This window comes from Candidatus Lokiarchaeum ossiferum (assembly GCA_025839675.1).
Taxonomy (GTDB): domain Archaea; phylum Asgardarchaeota; class Lokiarchaeia; order Sigyniarchaeales; family Promethearchaeaceae; genus Lokiarchaeum; species Lokiarchaeum ossiferum.
The window spans coordinates 6,019,241-6,035,313 of sequence record CP104013.1; the positions used below are offsets into that span (position 1 = coordinate 6,019,241).

Consider the following 16,073-nt stretch of genomic DNA (forward strand, 5'->3'; position numbering starts at 1 on the left):
ATAGGTAAAAATACGCATGAAAAAACTAAAATCTAAATCAACCAAAATAACTATTTCGACTAAGTGCAAAAGAAAATCTCAAAAATGGATTTTTCTTGTTATTTTGCTATCTTTAGTTTTTGGTCACTTTTTTTTTACATCTTTATTAAAATCTCCAATACCGAATTCATTTAATGATGTAATAGTTAATCAACCAATGAGTTCTCACCAACTTCAAAATTCTTCCTTTTTCACTCAATATGAAAATAGTACATCTTATCGATTAGATTGCGGAGAGCAGATAAATATTACGATCTTTAATGCTGAAGGCTTTATTCTTGAAGTTACGAATAATGGAAATATATCAGCTTTTCGAATTATATCTGATTATGTATATGATTACTACATATCAATTGATGAACTCCCTATAGGTGAAAATATTCTAACGCTGAAAATTTATAAACCAATCCCCCATAAACCATTAGAATTAATGGAATCACTAAAGTTGATCATATATATTGAACCTCCGATAAATAATAATTTAATTGCTCTAATTATTGCATTATCTCTACTTCTACTCTCACTACTTACTTATATTGGGGTTCAAATGCATAATAAATCCATTATTACTGGATTTAACAAGTCATTTTTAGGGACCAATTCGATAGGGGAACCTGTTCTTTTTAATATCACAGAAGATCTATCTATGGTTTCTAAAAAAAGGGAATTCCGCATGCAAAGATTAATTATGTCCGATCTCCCGAATTGGGATTTAGATATAAATGAAGTGGATGATTTAACCTTCTGCAAGAGTTTGCAAAAAGTTTAATTGCGTTATGGTTGATTCTTATATGTAGATGTCTTTTATCCGAAGGGAGTTGATTTTGTGTTTATATTTTTGATAAATGATACGTCCAATTATCCTGTGACTGCAACATATGAATCGAAGGATCAGCGAAAGGAATACTCCCAAATTTTTGATTATATTTGTAAATTATGTCCACAACGTTCCCAGAAAAGCATTTATTATAACCAGCTTAAATCTCGCCTTCGGAAACGATTTAAGCTTAATGAATCCTCAGTTAAACAAGTAATAAATCACTTTGTGAGTTTGAATGCACTTATTGTGGCCTTCGATGATTCTATTAGTATCAATATATTATCCAATTCGACTCGTAAGGATATTTACGATTTAATTCAAAGATACCCCGGTGTGTATTCAAATGTTTTTAAAAAAAGTCTTGGATTGGGTTCCCGCCAAGTACTATGGCACATTGCTTTTCTGCTCGAATTCAATATTATCAAATTCGAAAGTTTTGGGAAGATTAAAGCATATGGGATTATAACTGTTGAACCTAAGGCGATTTTGCTTGGTTTCATAGTTTTAAAAGATTCTCTAAGAACGCTACTCATACATCTTATGAGCGATCCGGCAGGATTTGAATTAATTGAATTAGTCCATATCATAAGTAAGCCGAAAAATTCTGTGCTATATACTTTGAAAAAACTGAAGGAATTGAATGTATTATCCATATCTTTGGGAGAAACAAAACACTATTGTATTCGCCACGAATTATTACCTAAAATCGATCAAACAATCAGTCGATATAACAATATTTTTCAAAAGTAATGATCAAAGCCTTAAGAATACCTTTCCTGGTATAAAACTTAAAGTATTCGAAAAAATAAAACTAGAAAATAGATTAATTTATATCATGGAAATTCTGTATAGATCCGCCTTATATTTATAAATTTATTATTAAAAATACAATTATTGATGCTCCAAATCATTAGTTTAACACATTTCCTCCTTCAAAATATAATCTTTTAAAATCACAGATGTGTCGAAATACACAAAAAAAATTCCACACCTCTTTATACCTACTCAAGAATTCTATTAAATTAAAGGAAGTTTTCATCTCCAAAGAGACTCAATAAAATTCATGCGTTTTTTTTTAAAACTATTCTACAAAATGCTGAATTCAATTTATTTATCCAAGATCATCTCTAATACTTTACCAAAGACCCGATCTGCTAAGAATATGCGTCGTGTCTTAAAGGCAATTGCAACTCAAGGTGATATTGGCAATGTTATGACTTCAGCTAATCCTGAAGTCGTTCAAGCTTTAGTAGACGAACGTGCTAAACTCTGTGAAATCAAATTTTAAAATCTGAGCATTCATCGTTTAATATAACTATTATTTGTCGAGGTCTTTTTTTTTCCTACATGGTGAGACTCATTGGACGATCAATGTTAGAATTCTTCATCCATATCGTCTATATACAGGGTCATCTCAAGATTATCCGTCACTTCAAATGTTTAACGGAAATTCTAAAAGGTTTTTTGGCGATTGAGAACCTTTTGTTTTATATTGGGAAATGACCATTCATTTAATTGAGATAAAATTTAGGTGAACTTCAAATCCACGGAGTCAAACTTTCCTGTTTTGATACAAGTGTGTTGTGATGGATAGCTCTCGGAGGGAGTTATAACAGATTGCATATCCTTCAAGGTTAAATTTGAAATTACAATAAGGATAATATAGGAACTAGAAGGAGCAAGATTGGAAAAATGAATAAATATTTTAAAGAATCCCGTTACTTTTCAATAAAAGGCAACAATTATGAAAATCACATATAAATCCCTGGATTCAACAGAAGAAGTGGAAAAGGCATTTCAATTTATTACGGAACAGTTAGAGATCGGGGAAAAGCATCCCCGTCAACTAGATTATTATTTACTGGTGCATAAAACACATCCATCCTTGCTAATGGTGGCGAAAAACCAAGATCAGATCATTGGATGTACCTTCAGCAGTAAAAATCAATTTAAACCTGAAGCAAAGGATGAATTACTTATTGGAGAAGTGTGTGTTCATCCGAATTTCCAAGGTCAGAATATAGGGCGGACGCTTCTAATGAAGGTAGAGAAGAATGCCAAGAAAATAGGTTTTAAAAAACTCATATTAGGGGCAAAAGAAGGTGTGGAGTCGTTCTACTTCAAATGCGAGTTTGTCGCGAATTTGCATATTCAAATTGAAAATGATCATTGTTTGGAAGAACTGAAAAACTTGAACTCCAAATATGAAATAATCGACGAAGAAGTTAAGGAGGGATGGACTCGAGTATTAATAAAAACGAAGCAATTAGATCGACAGCTGGAAAATAGCTACAAAAAGAAATCACCAAAAATATATCTTAATTATGTGTTTACGAAAGAAATTTAAGGAGACCAAATTCGAATTTAGATTTTTGAACAAACTTCTGTAGAAGAAATCAAATAACTTGAAGTTAAAGGGATTGTTGGCAGAGAGAAATGATTGAGTCTAGCAATTAATATGGGATGTATCTCAAGTTTGGTTAAGATTGTAATAGGTTGTGCAAGTGGCTATTACGATCAAAAAAAGGGTTTGATAGGCTTTGAGTTTTTTATTTATTGCGAATTTTTCGTCTTTTTCCGTGTATATCACATCTTCTAATTCAATTAAAATTTTTTCGAACTTCAAATTTCGATCTTGAGCTTGGTACTTATGAGTATATTAAAGAGTTCAAACGTTTGAGGTAGGACTTCTTTCTACCAGAAAAACAAGATCTGATTTCTATTAAATTGGTTGACAGACTTTTCCGCTTATTTTATTCATTCTTTTTAGTACTCTTCTTAAGTCTTGAGTGGATTTCTTTAATAGAACTCAAAAGGTATTTCTCCTTGATTAGAATGATAGGTTTCAAATTAAAAACTATGATGGTAGTAATTTTGACCGTTCAATTTCTTCCCTACTCGGGAATTCACCCCCAATTTGTCTTGGGAGAATCTGCGAAACTCGATCAAGATTTAGAAGATCAATTAGGGGATGTGAATATCTTAATGCTGGTGCATAATTCGGTGGGTCGGAATGCGCTCGATGTAAAAAAAGTGTTGGAATCTTGGAATTGTACTGTAACAACGGTTGGAGTGCTGTTGACTAATAAAAAAGTGTGTGATAATAGAGGGGAAACGGTCTATATTGATACCGATCTGAAAATTGCGGAAGTTAATTCTATGATCTTAGCGACCTACGATTGTCTTTTTGTCCCTTCAGGGGCATATTGGAATGAAGTCTCGCAAACGGAAGAGATTACCTCTTTTATCGAAAAGGCATACAATGAAGGTTTGATAATCTCTTCGATGTGCGTGGGAACGGGGATTTTGGGTAAAGCAGGGGACATTGTGTCCGGATCGAAATTTATCTGTCATCCTAATAGTGGCCAGTTGTTACTCGACTCAGGAGGGATAATCGAAAAAGCGGATGTACTCCGAGATGGCCAATTTCTCACAGGCGGAACCGGGGGAGGATGGCGACAGGGAGGAAATGTTAAAGCCCCCTATTATGAATTCTCCGCTGCTCTCGTCCAAGAAATTTTGGGATATTCCTATTGTGAAAAGATGGAATTAGAGTCCACAAATAATGCAAGCCTAAAAACCGAATATTCTCTGAGTATTTCGACAGCTAATTTATCTTCTCCCATTAATTCACTCCCGGGAGTAAAAAAGCACTATATTGCCAGAATCAATTTACTTGTGAGTGATCCAAAAGATCCCACTGTCGAAATTCGGGTGCCATTGGAAAAATCATCAACAACCACATTCAACCTCACATTCGATCTAAATGAATATAGAAAGATGGATCTAATGGTAGAAATCATTACTAATAATTCGGAAGTGGAAGTATTTCGTAACCTTGAAAATCCAATTCAGGCCTCAATCCCGGGAGGGACACCTATTCGTGTAATTTTCATCTCTTTTGTGAGTTTTATTATCCTATTCTCACGACATCGAAAGAAAATTGCATAAAGGATAGAAATTAGAGAGTAATAATTATTGAAAAGAATTTCTGAGAACCTCCATTCTCATTATATTTTTTATTTGTTCGAATGATTTTCCTTACACCTAAAATATTCACAATTTTCATTCTTATATCATGAGAAAATTTGTTAGGAAAAAACAAATTTTTGGAGGGCTAATGCTAATATCTGTAGCTTTATCTGGAATTTTGCTTGTATCAGCTATCGGATTTGAGAATCTTTTTTATAGTTCAGGGTATTTGAAATATGCTGTAAACTTTAACGAAGAAACATTGATTAGTGAAAGTTACATAAAAATTCATTTTGAAGAGGATAATATTCATTTTTTTATGCAGATCAATGTAGATCGTCACGTTAAAATCAACGAGTATCAATTAACAACATCTTTAGAGGATTACAACTTAACTATCTCAAATAATTATAAAGCAGAAAGAAATGAAGGATCTAAACTCGCAACAATCGAAGGAACAATTTTTAATCTGGAAGATGGGAATTATATTCTGAGATTTAGTATGGTTGAAGATTGGATTTTTGAAATTGAAATTGGAGGAATCCAAGAAGATATTTGTGTTTACTAATGTGTCTCAATTTGAGTTTTTTTTCAAATTTCTATCCAAGTTTGTGTACTATGAAGAATGCTGTAGGAGTCTGGTGAAATTTCATCTCCAAAAGAGCTCTATTTTTATTAGAACTTGATTGAACCACAAGACTCCTTTATTTTAAGGGAATACCTAATCAGAGAAGTAATAAAAAAAGGTGTTTTTAGTAAATTTCAGCACTTAATAATTTTCGATTGCCAATTCAATGTCGCCTTTGGAGATCTTCTTACGTTTGCTATGTTTAGCAAATACTAAAGCAGATGCAGTAAGCTTTTTGGATCGGTCTTCTAAGTAGTTTAATAAGAGTTCCACCGCGTCTCGACTCACGATTTCAGCGCCTGCGCTTTTCATGAGACTTCGGAGTGGGCTCCATGCAAAAATTCTTCGTTTTTTGGCCATATTGTTTCAATCCAGAGTTTTTTTGTGTAAAGAAAAAAAATATTTCTGATTTTTATAATCGAAGAGTCGTTTATAAATAATCAATTGCTAATTGCATATCCCCTTGGGAAATCTTCTTGCGTTTAGCGTGTTTGGCGAATTTTTGAGCCATAATGGTCAATTTTTTAGATCGATCTTCTAAATAATACAATAATGCTTCAACTGCTTCTCGGCTGACAATCTCGGCACCGGCTTTTTTCATTAAAGCTCGAAGTGGAGACCAAGCAAATGTTCTTCTTTTTTTAGCCATTTTTTTCATACTCCGCGTATAAATAAATGAGTAGCTGTCCCCATCTGTGAGATTTTTGTCGACCAAAAGTCCTTAAATGAGTCCAAACCAAATATATAATAGTATTTAATCTATTTAAAGGTAATGCAGTTTTCGGGTAAATAGCGAGTCCGAATGGATTGGATCAGTGATATTATCGACAAAAATACTCAATTAGAGTGTAGAAAATGAACTCATTTCCAAGCCCGTAGGATTGAAAAGAAGGCTAAATTTTGGAGATCGATCTGAGAAATGTAAGTAACACCTTTCTGTGAGAATAATTATGATCAAAATATGTTCAATGTTTTCATATATTACTTGAATTCATGAATGGTTGGTTATTTTTATTATATTATTGTTTTACCTCTAGATTTCTCACTATCTAAAAATCTATTAAAATTAATAAAAGAAAAAATTGCCTATATCTCGCTTTTCATTTTATAGTTATAATAACATTTCCTTTTTTATGACCTTTCTCCACATAACGGTGTGCTTCGGCCATTTGTTCTAATGAATAAACCCTATCAATCGCCGCTTTTAGTTTCCCCGCTTCAATAAGTCCTTTGAGGAAAAGAAGATCTTTTGCTTTTTCAGCGGTGGGTCTTAATCCTGCTGCTGCAAATTGTGCTTTTTTGTTACCAAATTTGCTCGTCCATAATGCTTGAAAAAGGATTGGTAGAGTTGGGACTGTGGTTAGGTAGATTCCACTTTCGTTTAATGCTCTTTTACATTTGGAAAAAGAACTTTTTGCAACAGTGTCAAAAATTATATCATAGGTGTGACCAGTTTTGGTAAAATCTTCTTCTGTGTAGTCTATTACGTTATCTGCCCCAAGGGATGTCACTAGTTCTAAATTAGTGGTGCTGCACACTCCAGTCACTTCAGCTCCATAATACTTGGCAAGCTGAATTGCTGCGGTACCCACACTTCCAGATGCTCCATTGATGAGAACCTTTTGACCACTTTGAATTTCTCCCTTATCTCGAAGGAAAGGTAATGCAGTTAAAGCTCCATCTACTATCGCTGCTGCTTCTCCATAATTCATATTAATGGGCTTGAGCGCGATCTGCCCGTCTTCAGGTAAGCAAATATACTCTGCATGAGCCCCTAAATTATTGATTGATGCTCCAAAGACTTGATCACCTACTTTAAATAAAGTCACATCTTTTCCAATGGCTTCTATCTCTCCCGCGAGGACATCTCCCGGAATCCGGTGTTTTGGTTTCAATAATCCCGTAAATAGGCGGCTGATGGCAGGTTTTCCCAATCGAAATGTCGGATCCGTGGAATTGACTGCTGCTCCGTAAATTTTGATTAATAGTTCGTTATCTTTAGGCGTCGGTTTTTCAACTTCTTTGAAATTGAGAACTTCTGGAGGGCCGTATTTGGTGCATATTATCGCTTTCATTTGTATGTTCATCCTATAAAATTTGTTCATATTTACATTGTTCAATATAATAAAAAAAAGTGCATTTTCGAAATTTAAAATTTGATTCTTTATTTTGATTTTTTACTTCAAGTAAGTATTCGTCGTAAATTAGCTGGTGTGCTCAATCGTAATGACAACATTTCCTCTTTTATGGCCTTTGTCAACATAGGCATGGGCTTTACTCGTTTGATCCAATGAATACTTTTTATCAATAAATGGTGTGATTTTTCTTGCTTCTATAAGTTCTTTGAGAAAAAGCAAATCTTTTGTCAGTTCTTTAGTCATAGAAGTGATAGAAAGGTAAGATCCTGTGCTTTTAAGAGTTTTTTTGCATAATGAAGCGGAAATTTTTCCAACAGCTTCAAATACGATATCATAAATTGGTCCGTCTTTTGTAAAATCTTCTTTTGTGTAATCTATCACTTTATCGGCACCAAGAAGTTTAACCATGTCCAAATTTCCAGTACTACAAACCCCTGTGACTTCTGCTCCAAAATATTTAGCAAGCTGAACTGCATAAGATCCAACGCTTCCAGATGCTCCATATATTAGCACTTTTTGACCCTTTTGGATGTTTGCATTCTTTAGTAGATATAGCGCTGTCATTCCACCCACAGGGCTAGCTGCAGCTTCTTCAAAAGTTATATTATTCGGTTTTAGTGCAACAACTCCCTGCTTCCATTGTTCTGGCAAACATACATATTCGGCATAAGAACCAAATTTCAACCCAGTCGTGGTTCCAAAAATTTGATCTCCTATCTTAAACAATTTAACATCTTTGCCTACTGCCTCTACTTCCCCAGCTAATTCGGTACCCAATAGAGTTCGTCTCGGCTTAAAGAATCCAAAAATAATTCTGGCAGGTAACCAAAACAAAAGAGGAAAATCGGAACTTCGAAGTCTCACATCGCCAGAGGTAACTGTGGCTGCATGAACTTTCACTAAAATTTCATTATCCTTAGGTATTGGTTTATTTACATCTTTTAATTTGAGAACATCTGGAGTTCCATATTTTTCATATATTATCGCTTTCATTTTCATCACAATTTTCATAAGTGGGACATTAACAATAACTATTTAACATTCACCTATATTATAATACTATATTTATTTAGGTATTGTAGATTAATAAACTTTCGGTAATCTAAGAGATTGATGTGTTTTCGTTAAAAGAAATTAACTTTTTCCTATTGATTTTTAGGAATCTTAAAAAGATAAAATCAAAACAAAATAAAAAAATACCTCATGAATTCCATCTTGAAGCAAATACTTAATTTTATCATCGAAATCATACAAATAATACTTCGATTTCAAAAAAAACCAAACTCGATTCAAAACCTAAATTATCAAATATGAGATATGATGTATTATTAAAATACTGACTATTTTGTAAGGAGTTTGCTTCATTGAAAAAAAAAGAATTCTCAGCAATTGCTAGTTGTGGAAAAGCAATTGAGAAATATGCTCTTTTTCGTATAATATTTTTTGGAGTGGGAGCCATAACTCTCTTCATAGCAACAATTATTTCACCTCAAATTGAATCCCTGAATTTAGATGGTATGTCAGATTCAGAATTGTTTTCAAATATTGAGGGTTCTCTCTTTTTTTGGTTGATAATCTCATTATTACTTATATTTGCAGTTGTGATTCTTGGATTTATTGTTTTGGGGATGTATTTTCGATATATTATGCGATTGAAAGATGTAACAAAAGAAACGGCGAGTCAGTATTTGCGCAATATTTTGATTTGTGAGTTCAGTCGTCCCATTATTTGGATAATTCAGCTGTTTTTGATAGGAAAATGGAATAATAGTCTTTTATATTTGCTGAACTGTATTTCCTTGGCTATTTCTATCTACATTGCAATTCAATATAGGAAATGGATTTTGTTATTTTCTGATTATGATTTGAAACTCACGGCTTATTCTTCCATACTGACGTATCTTCAAATATGGATGTTAGCAGGTGGGACATTTATTATTTTAAGCTTGATCCAACTTATTGGTTTATGGACCGGTCTTTTCTTATTCGTAGTTGAAGCCTTATTGCTCCTTTTAATATCCATTTCCCTATGGTTTTTTGGAAAGAAAATAGATTGGCTCTTTTAGAATTGGAAAAAATGGAAAAAATTGGATGATTACCAAATCCAAATTTTATTCCATCTGAAATTCAAAAGGGAAAGAGAAAAAAAAGTTTAAAAAGGTTAACTCTGCTTTTCTTGCTTATTTTTAAAGAATTTGTAAAGGGTTGGAATTATACGGAGAATCACAATGATCCACATCAAATTTATCAATACAGTTGCCATGCTCTCACCACTCCACGCCTCAACATTATAACCCATCGCAGTCAAAATAAGCTGAACAAGGAATAATCCGGGGATTATCCAAACTAGTGTACTTAGAGACGAAATTAGTTTTGCTTCGGCTTCTAAAAACTTATCTTTTGAATCTACATCATACATTGTTATGAAAACAATCGTAAAATGTCCTATAAAATCCATGCCATTTCTCTCTATTGGAAGTAGCTGAAGAAAATTAATACATCTGATCCATATGGATAAAAACCTGTTGTTTTATCTTCAACACAGATTTTTTTGGACTATATTATACCTTTTTTTTCTATGAGTAATTTATTAAAAATTTAAGTTACTTGCTCATAAAATGCATCGTAAATGTCAAGAAATGTTGAAATGTGCTCTTCATTGCCATGAAGAATGCCAATCAGATTCTCTTCTTGACCAGCAAGTAATCTTTGTAAATTTTCTATATTTATAATATCGGATTGGACCGTTGCAAGTGGATATGTTCCTGTTTTTTGATACATTCTTCCCCTTGCCAAGCGTAGGTAAAATCCTTCATATCCTTTGAGATAAAATTGAATCACAAAGTCTTCTGATTCCATAAATAGCCCGATATCTTCGGAAGAATTACATAGTGTGATAAAGTGTTTAATTTTTTGACTTATATCTGAGGGTAATTGCTGAAGAGGGCTATCTGGATCTTGTTGGCTTATCGTTTTTTGCTCTGAATTCCGAATTATTTGTGTTTGATGGGCCAATTCTTGAATTTTTGAAAGGGGGGTGGGTGCTGGTCGTTTTTTAGGGATTTCGTTTTCGATTGAAGGGTCATCTTGTAAAGGATCTGGAAGTAAAGAAATATCTATTTTTTCTTCATGGGGGCCATCTTTTTCATTAACAGTACCATTCTTTTCTAATTTTTCCTTCCTCGTTGCATCGGAAGAATTAATATCTTCAATTTTTAATAATTCAAATTGTTCATTCCACTTGGGAATTTTTTTCTTATATTCTCTAAATCCCGCTTTTCCACACGATGGGCAAATGGATAGATTTCGTTTTTCCGCCTTTACTAAGCATTGAGGGCAATAAATTTGTTTACACTTTTGATTGGAACAAATTAAAAGGATATTTGGCTCCTTATGGCAAGAAAAACATTTCTTTCCTATTGATCGGGAAAGAAACATAATATTATTGTCATAATTTGTCAAGAGCATGTCTGTACGCTTATTTAACCACTTCTTTTCATTACAAAATGGACATCTCTTAAGATATTTTTTTGGCTTCTTAGGTTCTGTAGCGCAATCCAAACAAATTAATGCTTTACATTTTTCACACTTGATATGAAATCCATGATGATGTCCGCTAAATATAAATTCTTCATCGGATCCCAAGAGTTTTCCACAAGTATGGCAATGTAAATTGACTTCTTTCTCACAGTTTTCGCACACATAGTGATCTACTACATATGAGCGCTTTTCTGTGGATTGGTAGGCCGGACCATACGTTTGGACAAATGAACTTAAGCTTTTCCCATTGTATCTTTTTGTATGATAGCATGATTTGCAAAATTCATTTCCACAACTTTCACAAGTAAGTTTTGATTTAGGATCAACTTTATCTATAGTGATGCCAACAAATTCAGCGATGAATTTTCGTGTAAATCGATTGAAATCTTTAATATCGGCTTTTGTTAAATAAGTACCGCAAATTAGACAAGTTTTTCCCATTGTGACTCTCTTCTATTATTAAATATTATGTATGTCAGTTGCATATAAGCATACCGATTATTTTAGTCAAAATGAGAATTGCCTATAAATTTTCAAGGGGCCAATCCTTTACTTTGCAAAAATGATTAATCAAATTAATAATCAGCAGAAGAAGAATTTGTTTCTATCAAGATTGACAAAAAAGAGAATGGCTTGCATAGCCTCATTCTTTCTAGATTTATTTATCGTAAAGTTGATAGAGCGTAGTGCGTCTTACTAATTCTGCAAAAAGGGGGTAAATATTATATTTTTTATCCCACAAGGCAATAGTTTCGTATACTATTGGATTCCAAATATTCAATTTATGATCTGGCGGATAAATGAGGTTGTTTTCATCCAGTATTTGATAAATTTCTTCTTTTCGCATAGTATTGGGGAGATCTTGTTTGTTGGCCATTATTAAAAGTGGAATTTTACTGATAAGGTCTTCTCCACATATATTTTTCAATTCCTTAAGAGAATTAATGTTGCGATCTCGGTTACTTCGTTGAGAATCAAATACTAAGATAATACCATCCGTTCCATAAAATATCTTCTTTCGGAGTGGAAAAAAGCGATCTTGGCCTGCTACTGTATAGATGTGGTAAAAAAGATTCTTTTCGCTTTTGGATTGAAATACCCCTCTGTCAAAATAAAGAGTTGACCCATTTTCCATGGCTATTTTTTTGAAATCATTTATGGGTGTTAAATTTGATTCAGAATCCTCTTCTTTTGCCATTTTATGTAGGGTATCAACCGCAGTGGTTTTCCCAGACCCCGCGCATCCCCACAAGAGTAACTTTATGTAGACTTTTCCATCCTCATTTACATTAACCAAAGGTTTATTCACATCATTTCTGTATCGTGTTGTATAAAAGTAGTAGATCCTTAAACTATTTAAGCTATATTAATAACCGATACCATAAATTTGAAAAAATATCTCTATGCGAAATAACCTTAACAAAATTGGAAAATTTTATTAAATACAAATCAAGACCAATCTATCAAGTATGTAAGGTAATTTAATCCTCTTTGCAAATTATTTTATTTTGATCTGTATTTTCGCTTCCTTTCTCTACCACATTATATCAAGAACGATATCGGCTAAAGTACTTTTAAATTTACGCAAAGATTCCATTTTCATAATTGAAGTTTCATAGGATAGAATTTTTCGATGGCGAATCTGAGACAATTGAAAAAAATCTCTTGCTTTTTTAAGATTTTGTTGAGATTCTAAGAGATCCATTTTATGGAAACAGAATATAAAAGGAACATTTCGAGTTAAAGGATTATCTAAAACTTTTTCAAATTCTCGTTTTGCTTCTTCAAATCGTGGCGAATCTAAAACGTCTAACACAAAAATATTAATCTTTGCTCGTTTGATGCCTTTTATCCAAACATCACGAAAGGAAACTTGTCCAGGAGCATCCCATATTTGGAAAACAATATTTTTTGTAATCAATTTAGTAATATTGAAGGATAAAGTAGGTTTTGTACCTTGAATCAATTTATCTTCTCTAATTGAAGAAATTAGTGCTGTCTTTCCTGCTTGATCAATTCCGAAAACAAAAATTTTATGTTGCTCCATTTTTTCTCACTCTTGAGTAATTAATGGGTCAATCATAGTTGAATTTGATGTTTCTCAGTTCCCAGTTATAAAAAAAATGAAAATTGAAAAAAAATACGTAAAAAGTGCTTTTATCTCATCCGTTTCTTATATATAATGAGAGTAATTGCCACAAAAGTAACAGAAACCCCTATAGATATTAAAAAGAATGGCAAGTTTACCTTCTTTACTTCTCGCCACAATTTCAAGTTTGTATTATAATACCATTGATCTCCAAACGGCTGGTTCATATCTTCTGGATTTCCTCCTCCAAATAGAAATATTTTATTAGAACTTTCTATGTAAACCATTTGATGAACCATCCTCATTTTCGGTTTGTTAAGGCGCTTCAATTCTGACCATGATTCAGTTCTACAATTGAATATCCAAGTAATCTCTTCTAAAAATGGATAACTCCCACTTCCACTAAAAAATACAATTTTATCATGCTTTTGATCAAAACACGCACCCATCCAATATCGCTTGCTGGGACCTTTTTCATCAATAGGTATTTCCTGCCAGCTATTATTATTGGGGTTTAATATCCAAATGTCACAATAATCACTACTATATGGTCTTCCTCCTACTAAATACACCCGATCTAAATTAACACTGTACATTAAAGATGCACCATATCTACCCGAAGGTTTTGCGCCCGTTTGATTTAGTTGAGTCCATGAATCCGTAGAACAATTAAAACTCCATAAGTCTCCGAGCTTGGTATCAATTTGAAATCCCCCAAATAGCAATATCTGAAATCTTTTTTCATCAAATGTAAACCCTGCATCAGTACGGCTTGGTGGTGAACTTGATAGATTTAATTTTCTCCATAGATTGCTTTCCACAGAAAATTCCCACATTGCTGTTCCTGAATACAAAATCACTCGATTATTTGTAGAATCATATGCCATTCCATGATGGGAAGTAGGTCCGGGGTTAATATCTCCAGAAATTTCTTGCCACTTGTTTGTTTTACAATCAAATATCCATGTATCATCCAATACACCGTTACTAGATTGGTTTTCTCTTCCTCCAAATAGAAAGATTTGATCTGACTGCGAAAGATAGACCATTGAATGAGCAGTTCTTGGACAAGGCAATGAATTCTGTTCTGCATTTGCAAAATTGATCTGAAAGTGCGGGAATGTTGATATTAAAATGAGTAAACTAATTTCAATGCATATTTTATTCGACTTCATAATCTATAAAATCATATCATGTTTATAAGAAATATTTGCTTTCATCTTCGTTTCATTCCAAAAAAGATGAACAATTTTTATATTTGGAAAAAAAACAAATTATTCTTATTTTTATAATCAAAAATGGATGAGTTAATGAACCTTTTCTTAAGGAAAGATGATTTTATTTAGAATTGAATCGTTCTCGGATGTCTCTTGTTATTCATTTGTCATGAACTTGTACTTTAATTTCATTAAGGATTTTTAACAGAATAGAAGAAAAAAGAATGACATATATTTGAATCTAGTTTATTCTTGTCGTCTCCATTCTTCGCCACATTCACCGCAGATAAACTTTTTTCCATAAATCAATGGGTAATCCATTATAATATTGGTTCGATCCTCTACCTCGCGCATTAAGTTCGGTTTAATGTTACCGCATTTTGGACATTGATTTCTTCCTTCCCCAGTTTGAATTTTAATAGCATTTTTCTCGGCTTCTTCTTTGGCTTTACGATCGGCTTCTTCTTTAGCTTTGCGATCGGCTTCTTCTTTAGCTTTACGATCGGCTTCTTCTTTGGCTTTACGATCGGCTTCTTCTTTGGCTTTACGATCGGCTTCTTCTTTAGCTTTACGATCGGCTTCTTCTTTAGCTTTACGATCGGCTTCTTCTTTGGCTTTACGATCGGCTTCTTCTTTAGCTTTACGATCTGCTTCTTCTTTAGCTTTACGATCGGCTTCTTCTTTGGCTTTACGATCGGCTTCTTCTTTGGCTTTACGATCGGCTTCTTCTTTGGCTTTACGATCGGCTTCTTCTTTAGCTTTACGATCGGCTTCTTCTTTAGCTTTACGATCGGCTTCTTCTTTGGCTTTACGATCGGCTTCTTCTTTAGCTTTACGATCTGCTTCTTCTTTAGCTTTACGATCGGCTTCTTCTTTGGCTTTACGATCGGCTTCTTCTTTGGCTTTACGATCGGCTTCTTCTTTAGCTTTACGATCGGCTTCTTCTTTGGCTTTACGATCGGCTTCTTCTTTAGCTTTACGATCGGCTTCTTCTTTGGCTTTACGATCGGCTTCTTCTTTAGCTTTACGATCGGCTTCTTCTTTGGCTTTACGATCCGCTTCTTCAAAATGGGGTTGACAATCGGAAATCATCTTTTCTGCGTATATTATTCCATCATTCCATTTCTGCCTAAGACAAATCTGTTTAGATCTTCTGAATAAATCTGCAGCCAATTTCCATTTTTGCTGACTATAGGCCATTTTTCCCTTTTCAACAATCATAAAATTAATTTTTCCCATTAACTCGGCGAATTCTTTGTTCGCATTTTCGATATTAGTCCTAAATTGGTGTAATTCAGGGAGTTCCATTTCTGGCGAATAATTTAATTGTTTTAAATAAAGGTTGAAAATTTCTTTGATCGGACTTTCCATATTACATTCATTCGTTTATGAGTTTATAAAATTTTTAGGTGGTTTTATCACTATCGAGATTTACTGAGATCAATCAAATAAGAAATTTCAAAGTTATAATTTCAAGGTAATAGGAAACGATAAAATTTTTTCTATTTTTTTTAACAAATTTCATATATTCTTGATAATCGACAATAATTTTTCAGCCGTAAGGCTTATATGCAATGTTGCAGAATTGCGACGTTGTAGCGATTAATTTAAATTTTACGCCCGTTGACTG

General features: G+C 33.3%; 17 protein-coding genes. 7 read left to right on the plus strand and 10 right to left on the minus strand.

Annotated features, from left to right (window positions below):
* Positions 1–196 precede the first annotated feature (196 nt).
* From NEF87_RS25575 to NEF87_RS25600, 6 genes are all read left to right on the plus strand, one after another.
* A complete protein-coding gene (locus NEF87_RS25575; protein WP_457918075.1) occupies positions 197–808 on the plus strand; it encodes a hypothetical protein in 612 nt (203 codons plus the stop codon).
* A gap of 69 nt (positions 809–877) precedes the next feature.
* Positions 878–1,609 (plus strand): hypothetical protein, encoded by a 732-nt coding sequence (locus NEF87_RS25580; protein WP_457918076.1) that lies wholly within the window; start codon positions 878–880, stop codon positions 1,607–1,609.
* 343 nt (positions 1,610–1,952) lie between these two features.
* Positions 1,953–2,147: a hypothetical protein gene (locus NEF87_RS25585; RefSeq protein ID WP_457918077.1), complete on the plus strand. Its 195-nt coding sequence runs from the start codon at positions 1,953–1,955 to the stop codon at positions 2,145–2,147.
* A 456-nt stretch (positions 2,148–2,603) separates the two neighbouring features.
* A complete protein-coding gene (locus NEF87_RS25590) occupies positions 2,604–3,206 on the plus strand; it encodes a GNAT family N-acetyltransferase (RefSeq protein ID WP_457918078.1) in 603 nt (200 codons plus the stop codon).
* A gap of 488 nt (positions 3,207–3,694) precedes the next feature.
* Positions 3,695–4,810 (plus strand): DJ-1/PfpI family protein, encoded by a 1,116-nt coding sequence (locus tag NEF87_RS25595; RefSeq protein ID WP_457918079.1) that lies wholly within the window; start codon positions 3,695–3,697, stop codon positions 4,808–4,810.
* Between the two features lie 169 nt (positions 4,811–4,979).
* The gene (locus NEF87_RS25600; RefSeq protein ID WP_457918080.1) at positions 4,980–5,399 is read left to right on the plus strand and encodes a hypothetical protein; all 420 of its coding nucleotides are present in this window, start codon (positions 4,980–4,982) and stop codon (positions 5,397–5,399) included.
* Positions 5,400–5,600: 201 nt separating this feature from the next.
* Here NEF87_RS25600 and NEF87_RS25605 read toward each other — a convergent pair whose 3' ends face one another.
* The 4 genes from NEF87_RS25605 to NEF87_RS25620 all read right to left on the minus strand — a co-directional run bounded on the left by NEF87_RS25605 (position 5,601) and on the right by NEF87_RS25620 (position 8,590).
* Positions 5,601–5,819, minus strand: coding sequence for a histone (locus tag NEF87_RS25605; protein ID WP_457918081.1), 219 nt, complete (start codon positions 5,817–5,819; stop codon positions 5,601–5,603).
* Positions 5,820–5,889: 70 nt separating this feature from the next.
* Complete coding sequence (locus NEF87_RS25610; RefSeq protein ID WP_457918082.1) at positions 5,890–6,108, minus strand: histone; 219 nt, start codon at positions 6,106–6,108, stop codon at positions 5,890–5,892.
* 451 nt (positions 6,109–6,559) lie between these two features.
* Entirely contained in the window at positions 6,560–7,534 is a 975-nt protein-coding gene (locus tag NEF87_RS25615; protein WP_457920150.1) for an NAD(P)-dependent alcohol dehydrogenase, read from the minus strand.
* Positions 7,535–7,663: 129 nt separating this feature from the next.
* Positions 7,664–8,590, minus strand: coding sequence for an NAD(P)-dependent alcohol dehydrogenase (locus NEF87_RS25620; protein ID WP_457918083.1), 927 nt, complete (start codon positions 8,588–8,590; stop codon positions 7,664–7,666).
* Between the two features lie 371 nt (positions 8,591–8,961).
* On the opposite strand from NEF87_RS25620, the gene NEF87_RS25625 reads away from it, so the two are divergent.
* The gene (locus tag NEF87_RS25625) at positions 8,962–9,663 is read left to right on the plus strand and encodes a hypothetical protein (protein ID WP_457918084.1); all 702 of its coding nucleotides are present in this window, start codon (positions 8,962–8,964) and stop codon (positions 9,661–9,663) included.
* 95 nt (positions 9,664–9,758) lie between these two features.
* Here NEF87_RS25625 and NEF87_RS25630 read toward each other — a convergent pair whose 3' ends face one another.
* From NEF87_RS25630 to NEF87_RS25655, 6 genes are all read right to left on the minus strand, one after another.
* On the minus strand, positions 9,759–10,055 hold the full coding sequence (locus NEF87_RS25630; protein WP_457918085.1) for a hypothetical protein: 297 nt from the start codon (positions 10,053–10,055) through the stop codon (positions 9,759–9,761).
* Positions 10,056–10,195: 140 nt separating this feature from the next.
* Complete coding sequence (locus NEF87_RS25635) at positions 10,196–11,578, minus strand: hypothetical protein (protein WP_457918086.1); 1,383 nt, start codon at positions 11,576–11,578, stop codon at positions 10,196–10,198.
* 217 nt (positions 11,579–11,795) lie between these two features.
* The gene (locus NEF87_RS25640; RefSeq protein WP_457918087.1) at positions 11,796–12,434 is read right to left on the minus strand and encodes an ADP-ribosylation factor-like protein; all 639 of its coding nucleotides are present in this window, start codon (positions 12,432–12,434) and stop codon (positions 11,796–11,798) included.
* 237 nt (positions 12,435–12,671) lie between these two features.
* The gene (locus tag NEF87_RS25645; RefSeq protein ID WP_457918088.1) at positions 12,672–13,184 is read right to left on the minus strand and encodes an ADP-ribosylation factor-like protein; all 513 of its coding nucleotides are present in this window, start codon (positions 13,182–13,184) and stop codon (positions 12,672–12,674) included.
* A 110-nt stretch (positions 13,185–13,294) separates the two neighbouring features.
* Positions 13,295–14,401 (minus strand): Kelch repeat-containing protein, encoded by a 1,107-nt coding sequence (locus NEF87_RS25650; RefSeq protein WP_457918089.1) that lies wholly within the window; start codon positions 14,399–14,401, stop codon positions 13,295–13,297.
* Positions 14,402–14,689: 288 nt separating this feature from the next.
* A complete protein-coding gene (locus tag NEF87_RS25655; protein ID WP_457918090.1) occupies positions 14,690–15,814 on the minus strand; it encodes a cell envelope integrity protein TolA in 1,125 nt (374 codons plus the stop codon).
* Positions 15,815–16,073: the final 259 nt, after the last annotated feature.

Bases quoted from the DNA above. Each gene is read 5' to 3' on its own strand.
- NEF87_RS25650 (WP_457918089.1), bottom strand. From the start codon at position 14,401: ATGAAGTCGAATAAAATATGCATTGAAATTAGTTTACTCATTTTAATA.
- NEF87_RS25645 (WP_457918088.1), bottom strand. From the start codon at position 13,184: ATGGAGCAACATAAAATTTTTGTTTTCGGAATTGATCAAGCAGGAAAG.
- NEF87_RS25600 (WP_457918080.1), top strand. From the start codon at position 4,980: ATGCTAATATCTGTAGCTTTATCTGGAATTTTGCTTGTATCAGCTATC.
- NEF87_RS25615 (WP_457920150.1), bottom strand. From the start codon at position 7,534: ATGAAAGCGATAATATGCACCAAATACGGCCCTCCAGAAGTTCTCAAT.
- NEF87_RS25655 (WP_457918090.1), bottom strand. From the start codon at position 15,814: ATGGAAAGTCCGATCAAAGAAATTTTCAACCTTTATTTAAAACAATTA.
- NEF87_RS25610 (WP_457918082.1), bottom strand. From the start codon at position 6,108: ATGGCTAAAAAAAGAAGAACATTTGCTTGGTCTCCACTTCGAGCTTTA.
- NEF87_RS25585 (WP_457918077.1), top strand. From the start codon at position 1,953: ATGCTGAATTCAATTTATTTATCCAAGATCATCTCTAATACTTTACCA.
- NEF87_RS25620 (WP_457918083.1), bottom strand. From the start codon at position 8,590: ATGAAAGCGATAATATATGAAAAATATGGAACTCCAGATGTTCTCAAA.
- NEF87_RS25595 (WP_457918079.1), top strand. From the start codon at position 3,695: ATGATAGGTTTCAAATTAAAAACTATGATGGTAGTAATTTTGACCGTT.
- NEF87_RS25590 (WP_457918078.1), top strand. From the start codon at position 2,604: ATGAAAATCACATATAAATCCCTGGATTCAACAGAAGAAGTGGAAAAG.
- NEF87_RS25635 (WP_457918086.1), bottom strand. From the start codon at position 11,578: ATGGGAAAAACTTGTCTAATTTGCGGTACTTATTTAACAAAAGCCGAT.
- NEF87_RS25605 (WP_457918081.1), bottom strand. From the start codon at position 5,819: ATGGCCAAAAAACGAAGAATTTTTGCATGGAGCCCACTCCGAAGTCTC.
- NEF87_RS25575 (WP_457918075.1), top strand. From the start codon at position 197: ATGAGTTCTCACCAACTTCAAAATTCTTCCTTTTTCACTCAATATGAA.
- NEF87_RS25630 (WP_457918085.1), bottom strand. From the start codon at position 10,055: ATGGATTTTATAGGACATTTTACGATTGTTTTCATAACAATGTATGAT.